At 71.5% G+C, this 15,385-nt stretch carries 18 protein-coding genes; 11 read left to right on the top strand and 7 right to left on the bottom strand.

The genetic code is table 11. From position 1 onward, the window contains the following. Nucleotides 1-122 precede the first annotated feature (122 nt). Genes VGO20_RS19795 through VGO20_RS19780 form a run of 4 tightly spaced genes read right to left on the bottom strand, consistent with a single transcriptional unit; the run spans nucleotide 123 to nucleotide 2,740 of the window. Nucleotides 123-1,631 carry a portal protein gene (locus VGO20_RS19795; RefSeq protein WP_327504103.1) on the bottom strand — a complete coding sequence of 503 codons (1,509 nt, stop codon included), beginning with the start codon at nucleotides 1,629-1,631 and terminating at the stop codon, nucleotides 123-125. A 2-nt stretch (nucleotides 1,632-1,633) separates the two neighbouring features. After that, a complete protein-coding gene (locus tag VGO20_RS19790; RefSeq protein WP_327504102.1) occupies nucleotides 1,634-1,936 on the bottom strand; it encodes a hypothetical protein in 303 nt (100 codons plus the stop codon). Between the two features lie 25 nt (nucleotides 1,937-1,961). Then, nucleotides 1,962-2,378, bottom strand: coding sequence for a hypothetical protein (locus tag VGO20_RS19785; protein WP_327504101.1), 417 nt, complete (start codon nucleotides 2,376-2,378; stop codon nucleotides 1,962-1,964). After that, nucleotides 2,375-2,740, bottom strand: coding sequence for a hypothetical protein (locus VGO20_RS19780; RefSeq protein ID WP_327504100.1), 366 nt, complete (start codon nucleotides 2,738-2,740; stop codon nucleotides 2,375-2,377). Before VGO20_RS19780 ends, VGO20_RS19785 begins: the two co-directional genes overlap by 4 nt. A 158-nt stretch (nucleotides 2,741-2,898) precedes the next feature. Between VGO20_RS19780 and VGO20_RS19775 the strand changes: the two genes are divergently transcribed. The 3 genes from VGO20_RS19775 to VGO20_RS19765 all read left to right on the top strand — a co-directional run bounded on the left by VGO20_RS19775 (nucleotide 2,899) and on the right by VGO20_RS19765 (nucleotide 4,836). Further along, a complete protein-coding gene (locus VGO20_RS19775) occupies nucleotides 2,899-3,531 on the top strand; it encodes a helix-turn-helix transcriptional regulator (RefSeq protein ID WP_327504099.1) in 633 nt (210 codons plus the stop codon). Nucleotides 3,532-3,757: 226 nt separating this feature from the next. Next, a complete protein-coding gene (locus VGO20_RS19770; protein WP_327504098.1) occupies nucleotides 3,758-4,597 on the top strand; it encodes a branched-chain amino acid aminotransferase in 840 nt (279 codons plus the stop codon). Nucleotides 4,598-4,674: 77 nt separating this feature from the next. After that, nucleotides 4,675-4,836 (top strand): hypothetical protein, encoded by a 162-nt coding sequence (locus VGO20_RS19765; protein ID WP_327504097.1) that lies wholly within the window; start codon nucleotides 4,675-4,677, stop codon nucleotides 4,834-4,836. Between the two features lie 39 nt (nucleotides 4,837-4,875). Here VGO20_RS19765 and VGO20_RS19760 read toward each other — a convergent pair whose 3' ends face one another. Then, on the bottom strand, nucleotides 4,876-5,280 hold the full coding sequence (locus tag VGO20_RS19760; protein ID WP_327504096.1) for a tellurite resistance TerB family protein: 405 nt from the start codon (nucleotides 5,278-5,280) through the stop codon (nucleotides 4,876-4,878). A gap of 134 nt (nucleotides 5,281-5,414) precedes the next feature. On the opposite strand from VGO20_RS19760, the gene VGO20_RS19755 reads away from it, so the two are divergent. The 8 genes from VGO20_RS19755 to VGO20_RS19720 all read left to right on the top strand — a co-directional run bounded on the left by VGO20_RS19755 (nucleotide 5,415) and on the right by VGO20_RS19720 (nucleotide 13,705). Further along, nucleotides 5,415-6,359: an AEC family transporter gene (locus VGO20_RS19755; RefSeq protein ID WP_327504095.1), complete on the top strand. Its 945-nt coding sequence runs from the start codon at nucleotides 5,415-5,417 to the stop codon at nucleotides 6,357-6,359. A 134-nt stretch (nucleotides 6,360-6,493) separates the two neighbouring features. Next, nucleotides 6,494-6,898: a response regulator gene (locus tag VGO20_RS19750; protein ID WP_327504094.1), complete on the top strand. Its 405-nt coding sequence runs from the start codon at nucleotides 6,494-6,496 to the stop codon at nucleotides 6,896-6,898. Between the two features lie 178 nt (nucleotides 6,899-7,076). Beyond that, the gene (locus VGO20_RS19745) at nucleotides 7,077-8,666 is read left to right on the top strand and encodes an ABC transporter substrate-binding protein (protein ID WP_327504093.1); all 1,590 of its coding nucleotides are present in this window, start codon (nucleotides 7,077-7,079) and stop codon (nucleotides 8,664-8,666) included. 45 nt (nucleotides 8,667-8,711) lie between these two features. Beyond that, nucleotides 8,712-9,737, top strand: coding sequence for an ABC transporter permease (locus tag VGO20_RS19740; protein ID WP_327504104.1), 1,026 nt, complete (start codon nucleotides 8,712-8,714; stop codon nucleotides 9,735-9,737). Beyond that, nucleotides 9,734-10,666: a nickel transporter permease gene (gene nikC, locus VGO20_RS19735; protein ID WP_327504092.1), complete on the top strand. Its 933-nt coding sequence runs from the start codon at nucleotides 9,734-9,736 to the stop codon at nucleotides 10,664-10,666. The genes VGO20_RS19740 and nikC overlap by 4 nt, the downstream gene beginning before the upstream one ends. Then, nucleotides 10,663-11,514: an ABC transporter ATP-binding protein gene (locus VGO20_RS19730; RefSeq protein ID WP_327504091.1), complete on the top strand. Its 852-nt coding sequence runs from the start codon at nucleotides 10,663-10,665 to the stop codon at nucleotides 11,512-11,514. Before nikC ends, VGO20_RS19730 begins: the two co-directional genes overlap by 4 nt. Then, entirely contained in the window at nucleotides 11,511-12,287 is a 777-nt protein-coding gene (locus tag VGO20_RS19725; protein ID WP_327504090.1) for an ABC transporter ATP-binding protein, read from the top strand. The genes VGO20_RS19730 and VGO20_RS19725 overlap by 4 nt, the downstream gene beginning before the upstream one ends. Continuing rightward, complete coding sequence (locus tag VGO20_RS19720) at nucleotides 12,284-13,705, top strand: amidase (protein ID WP_327504089.1); 1,422 nt, start codon at nucleotides 12,284-12,286, stop codon at nucleotides 13,703-13,705. The genes VGO20_RS19725 and VGO20_RS19720 overlap by 4 nt, the downstream gene beginning before the upstream one ends. A gap of 16 nt (nucleotides 13,706-13,721) precedes the next feature. Here the strand turns inward: VGO20_RS19720 and VGO20_RS19715 are convergent, their stop codons facing one another. Next, a complete protein-coding gene (locus tag VGO20_RS19715; protein ID WP_327504088.1) occupies nucleotides 13,722-14,057 on the bottom strand; it encodes a hypothetical protein in 336 nt (111 codons plus the stop codon). Nucleotides 14,058-14,122: 65 nt separating this feature from the next. Further along, nucleotides 14,123-15,277 carry a PQQ-dependent sugar dehydrogenase gene (locus tag VGO20_RS19710; RefSeq protein WP_327504087.1) on the bottom strand — a complete coding sequence of 385 codons (1,155 nt, stop codon included), beginning with the start codon at nucleotides 15,275-15,277 and terminating at the stop codon, nucleotides 14,123-14,125. Nucleotides 15,278-15,385: the final 108 nt, after the last annotated feature.

Raw genomic sequence — 15,385 nt, 5'->3', positions numbered from 1 at the left:
CGCTTCGAGTTCCAGATACGCCGCCAGCAGCGCGTCGACGCGGACGGCGCCGGTCTCGGGGTCCAGGAACCGTTCGGGGACCTGCACCGGGGGAGCATCCGGCGGGGAAGCATTGGGATCGGTCATGATACGTCTCCTCCTGTAGGGCCTTCGGTGGGGGAATGGGTGGAAGCGAGGCCGGGACCGGCGGGCCGGACCAGCTCGGCGGGCACGCCGAGCCGCATGCCGAGCCAGCGCACGGCCGCCGCGGCGTCGATCGCGTCCGCGCCCCCGGGGCCGAGCGACGCGGCCGTCTCCAGCCATTGCAGCGTGGCCTGGACGTCGCGCTGTGCCTGCGCCTGGGCGAGCGGCGAGCGGTACTGCAGCTCGACCAGCCGGCCGTCCACGGCGATGTCCGGGAACTCGCCGCGGCGGCGCAGGATGGCGACGGCGCGCGTCACCACCGGCGTCAGCAGCTCCGACTGGAGCCGGCCGTAGGTGGCGCCGAGCAGGCGGGCCATTTCGGCCGCCCGCTCCAGCACCTCGGTCGCGGTCATGCGCGCGTCCTCGACCGGAGCCAGCCGGTCGACCAGCAGGGCATGGCGGATGCGCGCCCGCAGGTCGTCCAGCACGAGCTGGGAGACGTCGAAGCGCCCCGGCGCCGCCAGCGGCGTCAGCCCGCCGGAACCCACCGCCTTCGGGATGATCGCGCCCGGCACCAGCCGCACCATGGCCGGGTTCAGCACGCCGTCGTCGTCCGCCTGCCAGATGCCGGTGACGGCGATCGAGGCATTCTTCAGCACCAGCTCCACCACCTTGTTCGCGGTGCGGATGTCCGGCAGCGCCTTCATCACCGGCGAGCGGCCATAGATCTCGCCCGGCGCCTTCAGCCAGCGGAAGCTCATGAAGGGCGAGCGCGCGAAGCGGCCCTCGGCCAGCACCGCGGGCGAGCCGCCCCAGTCCAGCAGGACCGTGTAGCGCCAGGCGGGACCGTCGGGCAGGACCGCCTCGACCACCAGCAGGCGCGCCTGCGGGTCGCGCTCGCCGGCCGCCAGCGCGTCGGGCGGCAGGCTGCCGGCGCCGAAACGGCGCCCGATCTGGGCCAGCGTCATCTCGCTACGCCGGAACGTGCCGTCGAGCCGCCCGTCGGGCCCCTCCTCGAAGGCGGCCTCGAAGATCGGCACGGCGGCGAAGCGGAAGCTCGACGGCTCGCCGGGCGCGGCCTCCTCGAACAGCAGGCAGGCGGTCCCGACCGTCACCAGGTCCAGATAGCACTGGTGGATCTCGACCGCGAAGTTGGAGCGGTCGAGATGGGACTGGAGGATGCGCGCCGCGCGTTCGAGATGGGGCGACAGGGCCGCGCGCTCGGCCGGCTCCAGCTCCGCGCCGGGGGCGAAGCCGAACCAGCGCGACCAGGGCGGCGTCAGCTGCGCCAGCAGGCTGGCGGCGAGCTGGTCGACCGCGTCGGCCGCCGTGCCGTCGAAGATTCGCTCGCCCCGGCGCACCCCGCCGCCCTGCTGCATCCCGCCCTGGGGCAAGGCGAACTCGTAGCATTCCCGCCACAGCCCCTCCCACGGAGCGCGGCGCGCCTGCGCGGCGGCGAACCGCTCCATCAGGGCGCGCGGCCCGTCATCCGTCGCGTCCGCGGCCATCCCTATTCTCCCAGCAGGTTCTTGCGGCGGGGCAGGCCGCCATTGGCGGCCAGGACGCCGCGCCAGGAGGTCGCGACGGTGCCGACGCGGCCGCGCTCGCGCGCGATCAGGCGCGGGACGGGCGGCGCGTCCCCGCCCGGCCCGTCGGCCCGGCCGGGTTCCGGCCCGGGCTGGGGCGGAGGATCGGGCGTCCCGGGGGGTTCGGGGGCGGGAACGGGGGCCGGATCGGGGGCCGGCCGGGTGGCCGAAGGGGCCGGCGCGGCGGTAGGCTGGGGCACCTTGGGCATGGAGAACAGTTTCGCCATCGCTTCGCCTCCTCGGGTCTCGGGTTCAGGGCCTGCCGGCGCCGCCGGGCGCGGCGTGCATCGCCGCGAGGTGCCGGTGGAGCTGCCAGGGGGTGACGATGCGGCGGTCGTGCAGCCCGATGACGCGCTTGACCGCCTCGACGCAGGTGAAGAGGCCCCAGGGCGCCGGACGCCCGTGGCCGCGCCGGACCGGCGCGCGGACCACCGCGTGGCCGCGGCCTGCCAGGAAGCCCGGCAGGTCGAAATCCGCTGGCGCCGGCTGGACCGCCACCTCCGTGTGGGAGGAGAGCGGGTCCACGGTGATCCACCGGCCGCCGTCGCGCAGCACCGCGAAGCAGTGCCGGAAGCCCGGCCGCAGCAGGCGCAGCCACCACAATTCCGCCTCGCCGCAGAAGACGACCCAGGCTTCCGGCGCCAGGTCCCCGGAACCGCCGGCGATCACTGGACGATCCCCTTGTCGCGCAGCACGGGATCGATCCGGGCGAAGGCTTCGCGCCACAAGGTGCAGGCGCGCTCCTCGCGCCGGCATCTCGGGTCGGGGGCGCTGCTGCGCCGCCCGTAATGGGCGAGCACGTGGAGATGGTCGCGGATCAGCGCGCGCTGGCGGTACAGGCGGTCGACCACGCGCAGCAGGTCGACCGGTTCGCAGGGCCGCTGGACCAGGGCGAGCCCCGCGGAGACCCGCGCGCCGGCCGCCTTCGCCTCGTTGGCCTGGATGAACCAGAACCATGCCTCCTCCGAGGTCGCGAACGGGATGCCGGCCGGCTGGGCGTAGGGACGGGGAATGATCCGGTCTCTGGCCAAGACTCGCCTCCTCGGTGTCTTCGCTGGGGGAAACTGCCGCGGCGGTAGCGCCGCATGGCTCGTGGTTCCACTTATGTTCCAATCTACCCCTTTATGTCAAGGTAGTTTATGAACATGTTCCTAGGGAAACCGAGACCGTCTTATGTGACCATGTTCCCATGTTGAAACATGCCGACATCTGGCGGGCAATCGACCGCCTGGCCCAGACCCATGGTCTGTCGGCCTCGGGCCTTGCCCGGAAGGCGGGCCTGGACCCGACGACCTTCAACCGCAGCAAGCGGACCTCGACGGACGGCAAGCTGCGCTGGCCCTCGACCGAGAGCATCGCGAAGATCCTGGAGGCGACGGGCAGCAGCTTCGCCGATTTCGTCGGCCTGACCTCCGAGACGCCGGCCCGCGCGCAGATGCAGCGCATCCCCGTCATCGGCTATGCGCAGGCGGGCAGCGCCGGCTTCTTCGACGATGCCGGGTATCCCGTCGGCAGCGGCTGGGACGAGCTGGCCTTCCCCCATATCGGCGACCCGCACGCCTACGCGCTCGAGGTCAGCGGCGACAGCATGGACCCGGTCTACCGCGACGGCGACATCATCGTCGTCTCGCCCTCGACCAGCATCCGCCGCGGCGACCGCGTGGTGGTCAGGACCCGGGCCGGCGAGGTGATGGCCAAGCTGCTCGCCCGGCAGACCGCGACGCGGATCGAGCTGCAGTCCATCAATCCCCTGCATGAGGGCCGGATGCTCGCCATGGAGGAGATCGCCTGGATGGCGCGCATCATCTGGGCTAGCCAGTAGGTATAGGGTCGGCGCGGCCGTTCCGCCCGGCTACGGCCGACGGCCCGGATTAGGCGATTGTTCCTTGACCGGCGCCACGTCGCATGGCGTCATTGACATCCCCATGCCCGATCCGAGGGGCGGCCAAGCGGCCGCGCTCTCTGGTGCTGCCGTGCGGCGGTCGCCGCGGGACGTGACGGGCCGGAAGCGGCCCACCCACCCTCAGACATGAACGGAGTCAGATCTCATGGCCGGTCGGTCTCTCACCTTCTTCAAGGGCCAATGGCTCGAAGGCAACCCGGGCATCGCCGGTCCCATGACCCACTCGTTCTGGATGTCCTCCATCGTCTTCGACGGCGCGCGCGCCTTCGAGGGGGTGACGCCCGACCTCGACCTGCACTGCCAGCGCGCGGTCCAGTCGGCCAACGCGATGGGGCTGGCGCCGATGGTGACGGCCGGCGAGATCGAGGAACTGGCCCTCGACGGCGTCCAGCACTTCGCGCCGGGGTCCGACCTCTACATCCGGCCGATGTTCTTCGCGGAATCCGGCTGGGTGGCGCCCGACCCGGCCTCGACCGCCTTCGCGCTGACCGTGCACGAGAGCCCGATGCCGAGCCCCGACGGCTTCGGGGCCTGCCTGTCGAGCCGCCGCCGCCCGCTGCCCGGAACGGCCGTCGTCGAGGCCAAGGCCTCGGCCCTGTACCCGAACGCCGGCATCGCGTTGCGGGAAGCCGCCCAGCGCGGCTTCGAGAACGCGGTCCTGCTCGACCCGATCGGCAACGTCGCCGAGTTCGCGACCGCCAACCTCTTCATCGGCAAGGACGGCGCCGCGCACACGCCGGCCTGGAACGGCACGTTCCTCAACGGCGTGACCCGCCAGCGTGTGATCGGCCTGCTGCGCGAGGCGGGGGTCCCCGTCCACGAGCGGCGCATCACCTGGGAGGAGGTCCTGGAAGCAGATGAGATCTTCTCGACCGGGAACTACGGGAAGGTGCTTCCGGTGATCCGGATCGAGAACCGGGGCGTCGAGCCGGGCCCGATCTACCGCCGGGCACGCGCGCTTTACTGGGAGTTCTCGCACCGCTGAACGGGAACCGGGCGGCGTTCCGGCATGTTCAACGGCGACGGGACGACAAGCGAAGCCCGAGACGAGGAGCCCGCGCCATGCCGAGACCGCAGCCCCTGCCGCCGGACGGCCCTTACCGGCCCAACGAGGACCTGCCCGATCCCGGCAACCCGCCGGGACCGACGCCCGGGCCGGGGCCCATACCGGATTCCGACCTGCCGCAGCCCGGAAGGCCGCCCGGCGGGCCGCCGGGCATGTGAACAAGCCCTCTCTCCCGCAGGGCGGGAGAGAGGCCCGCCTCACAGCGTGGTATGGCGCGCCCGGGCGCCGCGCTCGATCGCGGCGGCGCTGAGGCGGTCGACCTCCAGCTCGTGGCGGAGCAGTTCCAGGAGGCGCAGCACCTCCTGCGAGATGCGCCCGTCCGAGGCGGCGACGTCGCAGGCGACCGCGTAGGCGGTCTCGCGCAGCTTGCGGGGCAGACCCTCGCAGATCGCGGCCAGCGCCTTCTCCAGCCCGCTCTCGTCCTGGATCAGCGCGATGCAGGCTTCGCTGACCGCGGGTATGCGGGCGCGGTCGAAGTCCCGGAAGATCGGCAGGTAGCGCACGACCTCGCTGATCGTGTCCACCTCGTTCTGGGTCATCTCGGCGTCCGCGGCCGAGACCAGGACCATGGTGTAGATCAGCGCGCTGTGGTGGTCGATCATGGGGTCCGCCCTTTCTTGAGTTCCGCCGTATTTGCCCGCGGGGGGCCGCGCCGTCAAGGCCACCATCGGCGCACGCCAGTCCCGCGCGGGTGCAACTCGACAGATCCGGCGCCCTCTCCTAATGTCCCGGCGCCATGTCCGCCGTCGTCAACGTCGCCATACCCGTATTCGCGATCATCCTCGCCGGCTATCTCGCCGGGCGCCTGCGCATCCTCGGCGACGCGGCGTCGGAAGCGCTCAATCGCTTCGTGTATTTCTTCGCCCTGCCCCCGGTGGTCTTTCTCGGCATGGCCCGCCGGCCCCTGGTCGAGATCCTGAACTGGCCCTTCATCGGCGCCTTCCTCGGCGCGATGCTCGCCGTCTACGCCATGGCCTGGGCCATCGGCTTCCTGCTCCACCGCGAACGCCCGGCCGTGCTGAGCATGCAGGCGCTGAACGCCTGCTTCGCCAATACCGGCTATATGGGCATTCCCCTGTTCCTCGCCGCCTTCGGCGAGGCGGGGCTGGCGCCCGCGATCCTGGCGACCGTGATCATGAGCGCGGTGATGGTCGGGCTCGCGGTCGTGGTCCTGGAGCTGGTGCAAAGTGCCGGGAACGGCCCCGGCCGCGCCCTGCTGGACGTCGGCAGGGCCCTGCTGCGCAACCCGCTGGTGATGGCCACCGTCGCCGGCATGGCCTGGTCGGTCGCCGGCTTGGCCGTGCCGGTGCCGGTCGACAACCTCGGCAGCCTGCTCGGCGCCTCGGCCGGCCCCTGCGCGCTGTTCGCGATCGGCCTGTTCCTGGCCGGCCGGCCGCTCGCCGCCGACCTCGCGGAGATCGGCTGGATCGTCGCGCTCAAGCTGCTGTGGCAGCCCCTGCTGACGTGGTGGCTCGCGTTCCGGGTGCTCCCGCTCGACCCCTACTGGGCCGCCTCGGCCGTGATCCTGGCGGGGCTGCCCACGGGCGCGCTGACCTTCGTGGTGGCCCAGCAGTACCGGGTATACGTCGAGCGCACCTCGGCCGCGATCCTGGCCAGCACGGTCGTGTCGGTGGTCACGCTGTCGGCTCTGCTCGCGACATATGCCCATCTGACGCCTTGACCCCGACGGTCCGGATGGCCTCTTTGGGGGCAGGCCGGAACAAGCCGGGCACCGTGCCGTTCTCCACCGGAGCGGACCGAAGGATGCCAGCCCACGTGGACATCGCGTTCACCATGAACCATCAGAGAAACGCCTTGACGCGCGGACCCGCGGACCAGTCCTTCGCGCCCCGGTCGCAACGCGCCGTGCGGCGCGTCATGATCATCGAGGACGAACCCCTGGTGGCGCTCGAACTCGAGCTGATCGTGTCCGAGCTCGGACACCGCGTCATCGCGGTGGTCGACACCGAGAGCGCAGCCGTCGCCGCCGCGTCCCGCGAGGTGCCCGACCTGATCGTCGCCGACGTGCAGCTGCGCGTCGGCAACGGCGTCTCCGCGGCGGAGCGGATCACGCACGGACACCCGATCCCGGTCATCATCGTGTCCGGCAACGTCGACCCGACGCGCGCCTCCTCGCTGGAGAACGTCCGCGTCCTGTCGAAACCCTTCCGCGTCGAGGCGTTGCGCGACGCGATCCGCGACGCGCTCGCCGGGCGATAGGCCGCGCGCCTCCGGTGCCGACGGGCGCTCCGCTTGACAGCGCCACCGGCCAGGACCAATGATCCGGTTAACCCGTTATTCAGTCGGCCCCCTGTCCAGCCGGGACGTTCCGGAAACAGGATTTCGCGTCGCACGATGGCGGGATACGAATCAGAATGGACCGGAGGCTTCCAAGGTCATGAAAAAATTCGCCGCCTGCCTCGTGGGCGCAGCGTTCATCGCGCTCGCCACGGCTCCCACCCTCGCCGAGACGCCCCAGGACACCCTCGTGATGGCCTGGCAGTTCGACGACATCACCACACTCGACCCGGCGGAGATCTTCGAGCTGTCCGGCGCCGAATACGGCGCGCAGGTCTATGACCGCCTGATCAGCTACGACGTCGAGGACGTCAGCAAGATCGAGCCGCGGATCGCCGAGAGCTGGACCGTCTCCGACGACGGCAAGACCTACACCTTCAAGATCCGCGACGGGATGAAGTTCCATTCCGGCAACCCCGTGACCGCCGAGGACGCGGCCTACTCGCTCCAGCGCGCGGTCAAGCTGAACAAGACGCCGGTCTTCATCCTGACCCAGTTCGGCTTCACGCCCGAGAACGTGGACGAGAAGGTGCGGGCGACCGATCCCAACACGCTCGTGATCGAGACCGACAAGGCCTACGCGCCGACCTTCGTGCTGTACTGCCTGACCTCGAGCATCGCCGCGGTCGTGGACTCCAAGCTCCTGAAGGAGCACGAGAAGGACGGCGACTTCGGCTATGGCTGGCTGCGGACGAACTCGGCCGGTTCGGGCCCGTTCAAGCTGCGCCAGTGGAAGGCGAGCGAACTGATGATGCTCGACGCCAACCCCGACTACTGGCAGGGCGCGCCGAAGCTGAACCGCGTCATCATCCGCCACATCGCCGAGCCCGCGACCCAGCGCCTTCTGCTGGAGCAGGGCGACATCGACGTCGCCCGCGACCTGCAGCCGGAGCAGTTCGAGCCGCTGCGCGCGAACGACGCGATCGACATCGTCGAGTCCCCGAAGGGTACGCTCTGGTATTTCGGCCTGAACCAGAAGAACGAGATCCTGGCCAAGCCCGAGGTGCGGCAGGCGATGCGCTACGTCGTCGACTATGACGGCATCCGCCAGACCATCATGAACGGCCAGGGCACGGTCCACCAGGCGTTCCTGCCCAAGGGCTTCCTCGGCGCCGTCACCGACAAGCCGTTCTCCTACGACCCCGAGAAGGCCAAGCAGCTTCTGACCGAGGCGGGCTATCCCGACGGCTTCACCGTGACCATGGACGTGCGCAACACCTCGCCGACCATGGACATGGCCCAGGCGATCCAGGCCGGCGCCGCGAAGGCCGGCATCAAGATCGAGATCATTCCCGGCGACGGCAAGCAGACGCTGACCAAGTACCGGGCGCGCAACCACGACATCTATATCGGCCAGTGGGGCCCGGACTACCAGGACCCGCACACCAACGCCGAGACCTTCGCCTCCAACCCCGATAACGCCGACGACGGGGCGACGAAGACGCTGGCGTGGCGCAACGCCTGGGAGATCCCGGAGCTGACCGAGAAGACCGCCGCCGCGGTGCTCGAGCGCGACGCGGAGAAGCGGGCAGAGACCTACCAGGAGCTCCAGCGCGCGGTGATGGAGGACTCGCCCTTCACGATCATGTTCCAGGAGACGGAAGTGATCGCCGAGCGCGCCGGTGTCGACGGGCTGATCTGGGGCCCGTCCTTCGACGCGAATTACTACTGGAAAGCCAGCAAGAACTAAGCGTTGACCGGTCTCACAACCTTGCGCGGCCGGGCGGCGGCGGGCATGCGCCCGCTGCCGCTCCGGCTCGCCGGGCGCGCCGCGGGCCTGCTGCTCTCGGTCGCGTTGACTTTCCTCGGCCTGCTGCTGATCACGTTCCTGATCGGCCGCGTGGTCCCGATCGACCCCGTCCTCGCTGCGGTCGGCGACCGCGCGCCTGCCGACGTCTACGAGCGCGTGCGGACCGAGCTCGGCCTCGACCTGCCGCTGTGGCAGCAGTTCGCGATCTATGTCGGCCAGGTGGCCCGCGGCGACCTGGGCGAATCCGTGCTGACCGCGAGGCCGGTGCTGCACGACATCGCGCGCGTCTTCCCCGCGACCCTGGAACTCGCGACCGCCGCGATCGTGATCGGCGTCCTGGTCGGCGTGCCGGCGGGAGTGATCGCGGCCGTCCGCCGCGGCCGCTGGCCCGACCACCTCGTGCGCGTCCTGGGGCTGGTCGGCTATTCGATGCCGGTCTACTGGCTCGGCCTGATCGGCCTGCTCGTCTTCTACGCCAAGCTCGGGATCGCCCCCGGGCCCGGCCGGATCGACATCTTCTACGAGGGCCTGGTCGCCCCGGTCACGGGCATCATCACCGTCGACGCGCTGATCGCGGGAGAGACGGAGATCTTCTGGAACGCGCTCTCGCACCTGGCGCTGCCGGCCCTGATCCTCGGCTACTACAGCCTCGCCTACATCAGCCGCATGACGCGCAGCTTCATGCTCGAGCAGCTCCGCCAGGAATACGTCACGACCGCGCGGGTCAAAGGCCTGTCGCAGTGGCGGGTGGTCTGGTTCCATGCGTTCCGCAACATCACGGTGCCGCTGATCACCGTCGTGGCGCTGTCCTACGCCGCCCTGCTGGAGGGCTCGGTCCTGACCGAGACCGTGTTCGCCTGGCCCGGGCTCGGCCTGTACATCACGCAGTCGCTGCTGAGCGCCGACATGAACGCCGTGCTGGGCGGGACGCTGGTGGTGGGCGCCGTCTTCATCGCGCTCAACCTGCTGTCCGACCTGCTCTACCGCCTGCTGGACCCGAGGGCGCGATGACCACCACGGACGACCGCCTCTCGCCGCCGCCCGCGCGCTTCTCGCGCGAGTGGCTGCTCACCGATACCCCGCGCTCGCGCCTCCAGGCGCGCCTCGGCCGCGTCTATGCCGGCTGGCTGTCGCTGTCGCGCAACCGGCTCGCCATGGTCGGCTTGGCGATCGTGGTCCTGCTGGTCGTGCTGGCGGCCTTCGCGCCGCTGATCGCCCCCTACTCGCCCTACGACCAGAACCTGCTGGAGCGCCTGCAGCCGCCCAGCGCGGCGCACTGGCTCGGCACGGACGAGCTGGGCCGCGACATCTTCTCGCGCATCGTCCACGGCTCGCGGCTGACGCTCTACATCGTCGCCCTGGTGGCGCTGACGGCGCCGCTCGCCGGCCTCGCGGTCGGCACGATCTCGGGCTATGTCGGCGGCTGGGTCGACGCCGTGCTGATGCGCGTGACCGACATCTTCCTGGCCTTCCCGAAGCTGATCCTGGCGCTGGCCTTCGTCGCGGCACTCGGCCCCGGCATCGAGAACGCGGTGATCGCGATCGCCATCACCTCCTGGCCGCCCTACGCCCGCATCGCCAGGGCCGAGACGATCACGATCCGCAGCAGCGACTTCATCAACGCGGTCCGCCTGCAGGGCGCGTCCCGCGCGCGCATCATCCTCGGCCACGTCGTGCCGCTGTGCACCTCGTCGCTGATCGTGCGCGTCACGCTCGACATGGCCGGCATCATCCTGACCGCCGCCGGGCTCGGCTTCCTCGGCCTCGGCGCCCAGCCGCCGCTGCCGGAATGGGGCGCCATGATCGCGGCCGGCCGGCAGTACCTGCTGGAGCAGTGGTGGGTCGCGACCATCCCCGGCATCGCCATCTTCATCGTCAGCCTCGGCTTCAACCTGCTGGGCGACGGCCTGCGCGACGTCCTGGACCCGAAGAGCTCATGACCGCCTCCCCCCTCCTCTCGGTCGCGAACCTGCGCATCGCGTTCCCGACCCGCCACGGCCTTGCCGAGGCCGTGCGCGGCGTCTCGTTCGAGGTCGGCCGCGAGAAGCTCGGCATCGTCGGCGAGTCCGGTTCGGGCAAGTCGCTGACCGGCCGCGCCGTGCTCGGCCTCGTGCCCGCCCCGGGCGTCGTCACCGCGGACCGGATGGCGTTCGAGGGCGATGACCTGCTGACGGCGTCGGAGCGGCGGATGCGCGAGATCCGCGGCCGGCGCATCTCGATGGTGATGCAGGACCCGAAATTCTCGCTGAACCCCGTGATGACCGTCGGCCGCCAGATCGCCGAGGCCTACCGCGTCCACAGCAAGGCCGGCCGCACCGAGGCGCGCCGGCGCGCGCTGGAGATGCTGGAGGCGGTGCGCATCCGCGACCCCGAGCGCGTCTTCGGCCTCTACCCGCACGAGGTCTCCGGCGGCATGGGCCAGCGCATCATGATCGCGATGATGCTGATCCCCGACCCCGACCTGCTGATTGCGGACGAGCCGACCTCGGCGCTCGACGTGACCGTCCAGATGCAGGTGCTGGCGATCATGGACGAGCTGTGCAGCTCGCGCGGCATGGGGCTGGTGTTCATCAGCCACGACCTCAACCTCGTCGCCTCGTTCTGCGACCGCATCCTGATCATGTATGCCGGCCGCGTCGTCGAGACCTGCCGGGCGGCGGACCTGCATTCCGCGACCCACCCCTATACCCGCGGGCTGCTCGGCAGCCTGCCGCGCCTGGACGACCCGCGGCCGGAGCTGCCCGTGCTCGACCGCGATCCCGCCTGGCTTGAGGAGAGCCGAGGATGATCACCGTACGCGACCTGCGGGTCGTCTTCGGCGTCGGCGCTTCCGCCATCGAGGCCGTCCGCTCGATCTCGTTCAGCGTCGCCGAGGGCGAGAGCTACGGCCTGGTCGGCGAGTCCGGCTCGGGCAAGTCGACGGTGCTGCGCGCGGTCTGCGGGCTCAATCCCGACTGGACCGGCACGGTCGAGGTCGACGGCGTCGCCCAGGGCCGGCACCGCGACCGCGCCTTCTACAAGCGCTGCCAGATGGTGTTCCAGGACCCCTACGGCTCGCTGCATCCCCGCCACACCGTGGACGGCATCCTGGCCGAACCGGTCGCGATCCACCGGCTCGGCGACGCGGACCGCCGCATCGACCGGGTGCTGCGGGAAGTGGGCCTCGGCCCGCAGTTCCGCTTCCGCTTTCCCCACCAGCTCTCCGGCGGCCAGCGCCAGCGCGTCGCGATCGCCCGCGCGCTGATCCTGGAGCCGCGGGTGCTGCTGCTGGACGAGCCGACCTCGGCGCTCGACGTCTCGGTCCAGGCGGAGATCTTGAACCTGCTGCGCCGCCTGCGCGCCGACCACGGCCTGACCTACGTGCTGGTCAGCCACAACCTCGCGGTCGTCTCCTACATGTGCGACCGGCTCGCGGTGATGAACCGCGGGCGCGTCGTCGAGGAGATGGGCGTGGACGAGCTGAAGCGGGGTGCGGCGCGCGAGGACTACACGCTCCAGCTGCTGCGCGCCAGCCAGGGCTACGACCGCCAGGCCGCGGAGAGCTTCAGGGACTACGCATGAGCGCCGACCTCGACCTCTGCTTCACTCCCGCGGCCGAGCTGGCGCGGCGCATCCGCGACGGCGCGCTCTCGCCGGTGCGCGTGGTCGAGAACGCGCTGGCGCGCATCGAGGAGGTGAACCCGGCGCTGAACGCCTTCTGCTTCGTGTATCGCGAAGAGGCGATGGAGGCGGCGCGCGCCGCCGAACTGGCCGCCGCACGGGCTGCCAGGGAGGGCCGGCGGCTCGGCCCGCTCCATGGCGTCCCTATCGCGGTGAAGGACATGACGCCGACCAGGGGCCGGCGCACCACGCTCGGCTCGCGCCTCTACGCCGACTGGGTCCCCGACCACGACGCCGCCATCGTCGAGCGGCTGGCCGCGGCGGGAGCGATACTGGTCGGCAAGACGACGACGCCGGAATTCGCCCATGCCGGCACGACGGAGAGCCCGCTGTGGGGCGTGACCCGCAATCCCTGGGACCTGGAGCGCACGCCCGGCGGCTCGTCCGGCGGTTCGGGGGCCGCGGTCGCGGCAGGCTGCGTTCCGCTGGCCGAGGGCACGGACATGGGCGGGTCCGTGCGCATCCCGGCGGCCTGCTGCGGCGTGGTCGGCCTGAAGCCGAGCCATGGCCGCATTCCCATGGACATCCTGCCTTCGGGCTTCGACGAGCTGTCGCATTTCGGGCCGCTGGCGCGCACGGTCGAGGATGCGGCCCTGTTCCTGGCCGTGACCGAGGGCCCCGACCTGCGCGACCCGCTGTCCCAGGCGGCGCCCCGGCCGCTCGGCGCCTGGCCGCCCCCCGGCATCGAGGGGCTGCGCCTCGCGCTCTCGGTCGATCTCGGCTTCTACCGGGTCGAGCCCGGGGTCGAGGCCGGGCTGCGGGCGGCCGCCGCGGCCCTGGAGGCGGCCGGGGCGGTCGTCGAGGAGGTCGACCTCGGCTGGAAGCGCGCGATCGAGGATGCGTGGGAGGTCCACTGGGCCGTGTTCCAGGCGGCCTTCTTCGGCCATCACCTCGCCGACCGGCGCGCGGAGATGGACCCCCGCGTCGTCGCCTATATCGAGGCGGGCTTCGCGGTCGACGCCGTCACCTGCAAGCGGCTGGAGATCCTGCGCACCGAGGCGTGGCGCGTGCTGGCCGCGGTGTTCGCCCGGCACGACGCCCTGCTCTGCCCGACGCTCGCCCGCGTGGCGCCGCCGATCGGCGGCGCGGCGCCGGAGCCCGGGCCGGAACCGGACGGCTACGCCGGCACGACCATGACCGGCCCGTTCAACCTGTTCGGACGCTGTCCGGTGCTGTCGGTCCCGACCGGCTTCGACGGCGCCGGCCTGCCGACGGCGATGCAGATCGTGGGGCATCCCTGCGACGACCCCGGAGTGCTGCGGATCGGCCGCGCGCTGGAGGAGCGGCGGCCGTGGGCCGGCCGGCGGCCGCCGGTCTGAGCCTCCGGGAGGCGTCTCACTCCGTCCCGCCCTCCGGGACGGGGCCGTCCTCGGCGCCGAGGGCGCGGATCCTGTCCATCAGCTCGGTCACCATCAGCGCCTCCTCGAGACGCCCGCCGCGGACCAGGATCTGGCCGTAGGTGTTGAGCGCCCCCAGGACGGCCATCTCGTCCGAGGCGCCCGGGACCGGGTCGCCGGTCGGCCCGACCAGCAGGGCGCCCAGCGCGGCGAGGGCCTCCGCGACGAGGCCGACCGCGCGGTCCAGCTCCTCGTCGTCCTGCTCCGCCGCGTTGAGCACCGGCTCCAGCACGTCGGAGAGCCTGATCCGGCCGTCATCATCTCCCGTCATCATCCACCAGTGGCGTTGGGTGTCCTCCTTCTCCAACAGTCCGCGAGGCGATTCGGGACCGGCCGGACTCACTCCGTCTCTTCGGCGGTCGCGTCGGGCGCCCGGTCGGCGGGAGTGAGTCGCAGGACCGCGCCATTGTCCTCGTCGGTCAGCGCGTAGACCGCGCCCTCGGGACCGACGGCGACGTCGCGGACCCGGGCTCCCAGGTTCAGGCGCTCCGCCTCCGAGACCTCCTGCCCGTCCTGATCGAGGCGGATGATCGACTTCGCGACGAGACCGCCCACCAGGAGGTCCCCCTGCCAGTCCCCGAACAGGTCGGCGGTGTAGAAGTCCATGCCCGAGGCCGCGATGACGGGGGTCCAGTGGAAGACGGACTGGGCGAGGTCGGGCCGGGTCGGGGGATCGGGGATGTTCTCGCCGGCATAGTGCCGTCCCCAGCTCACCAGCGGCCAGCCGTAGTTGCGCCCGGCTTCGGCGATGTTGACCTCGTCGCCGCCGCGCGGCCCGTGCTCGACGACCCACAGCGCCCCGGTCTCCGGATGGACCGCCGCCCCCTGGATGTTGCGATGGCCGTAGGACCAGATCTCCGGCCGCGCGCCGCTTTCCCCGACGAACGGGTTGTCGTCCGGCACCGACCCGTCGGGATTGACCCGGACCACGGCGCCGAGATGGTTCGAAAGGTCCTGGGCGGGATCGAACTTGAACCGCTCGCCCAGGCCGACGAAGACGGTGCCGTCGGGCGAGAAGGCGATCCGCGAGCCGAAATGGGCGCCGCCCGAGACCTTCGGCTCCTGGCGGAAGATCACCTCCACGTCATCGAGCCCGCCCTCGGCCAGCCGGCCGCGCGCCACGGCCGTCGACGCCCCGCCCTCGCCGGGCTCGGCGTAGGACAGGTAGACCAGGCCGTTCGTCTCGAACTCCGGATCGACGGCCACGTCCAGCAGGCCGCCCTGCCTCTGCGCGAAGACCTCCGGCACGCCGGACAGGGGGTCGGACAGCGCGCCGCCGGGCTCCAGGATGCGCAGCCGTCCGGGCCGCTCGGTCACCAGCGCCCGCCCGTCGGGCAGGAAGGCGAGCCCCCACGGGTGCTCCAGGCCATCGGCCAGGGTCTCGACGCGGATCTCTCCGCTCTCGCTCCCGATCGTGCGGTCCTGGGCGATGGCCGCGGCGGGCAGGGCCGCCGCGGCGGCGGCGAGGATCGCGATACAGGTCTTCCGGGCCATGTCCATACTCCGGCACAGGGAAAGGTCGCGGAACCGGCACCGCCGGCCGTCCCTCGGACAACATGGCCCCCCGGCGCCGGTTCCGCCCGCCGGCTCCGCCCGCCCCTG

The sequence above is a fragment of the Arenibaculum sp. genome (assembly GCF_035998295.1).
GTDB lineage: Bacteria > Pseudomonadota > Alphaproteobacteria > Azospirillales > Azospirillaceae > DASYHS01.
The sequence above is the reverse complement of the archived record's forward strand: the minus strand, read 5'-3'. Positions and strand labels throughout refer to the sequence as shown.

Excerpts from the sequence above, each read along its gene's own strand:
- VGO20_RS19795 (WP_327504103.1), bottom strand. The coding sequence starts at position 1,631 with ATGGCCGCGGACGCGACGGATGACGGGCCGCGCGCCCTGATGGAGCGG.
- VGO20_RS19790 (WP_327504102.1), bottom strand. The coding sequence starts at position 1,936 with ATGGCGAAACTGTTCTCCATGCCCAAGGTGCCCCAGCCTACCGCCGCG.
- VGO20_RS19775 (WP_327504099.1), top strand. The coding sequence starts at position 2,899 with ATGTTGAAACATGCCGACATCTGGCGGGCAATCGACCGCCTGGCCCAG.
- VGO20_RS19770 (WP_327504098.1), top strand. The coding sequence starts at position 3,758 with ATGGCCGGTCGGTCTCTCACCTTCTTCAAGGGCCAATGGCTCGAAGGC.
- VGO20_RS19765 (WP_327504097.1), top strand. The coding sequence starts at position 4,675 with ATGCCGAGACCGCAGCCCCTGCCGCCGGACGGCCCTTACCGGCCCAAC.
- VGO20_RS19760 (WP_327504096.1), bottom strand. The coding sequence starts at position 5,280 with ATGATCGACCACCACAGCGCGCTGATCTACACCATGGTCCTGGTCTCG.
- VGO20_RS19755 (WP_327504095.1), top strand. The coding sequence starts at position 5,415 with ATGTCCGCCGTCGTCAACGTCGCCATACCCGTATTCGCGATCATCCTC.
- VGO20_RS19745 (WP_327504093.1), top strand. The coding sequence starts at position 7,077 with ATGAAAAAATTCGCCGCCTGCCTCGTGGGCGCAGCGTTCATCGCGCTC.
- VGO20_RS19740 (WP_327504104.1), top strand. The coding sequence starts at position 8,712 with ATGCGCCCGCTGCCGCTCCGGCTCGCCGGGCGCGCCGCGGGCCTGCTG.
- nikC (WP_327504092.1), top strand. The coding sequence starts at position 9,734 with ATGACCACCACGGACGACCGCCTCTCGCCGCCGCCCGCGCGCTTCTCG.
- VGO20_RS19730 (WP_327504091.1), top strand. The coding sequence starts at position 10,663 with ATGACCGCCTCCCCCCTCCTCTCGGTCGCGAACCTGCGCATCGCGTTC.
- VGO20_RS19725 (WP_327504090.1), top strand. The coding sequence starts at position 11,511 with ATGATCACCGTACGCGACCTGCGGGTCGTCTTCGGCGTCGGCGCTTCC.
- VGO20_RS19720 (WP_327504089.1), top strand. The coding sequence starts at position 12,284 with ATGAGCGCCGACCTCGACCTCTGCTTCACTCCCGCGGCCGAGCTGGCG.
- VGO20_RS19715 (WP_327504088.1), bottom strand. The coding sequence starts at position 14,057 with ATGATGACGGGAGATGATGACGGCCGGATCAGGCTCTCCGACGTGCTG.
- VGO20_RS19710 (WP_327504087.1), bottom strand. The coding sequence starts at position 15,277 with ATGGCCCGGAAGACCTGTATCGCGATCCTCGCCGCCGCCGCGGCGGCC.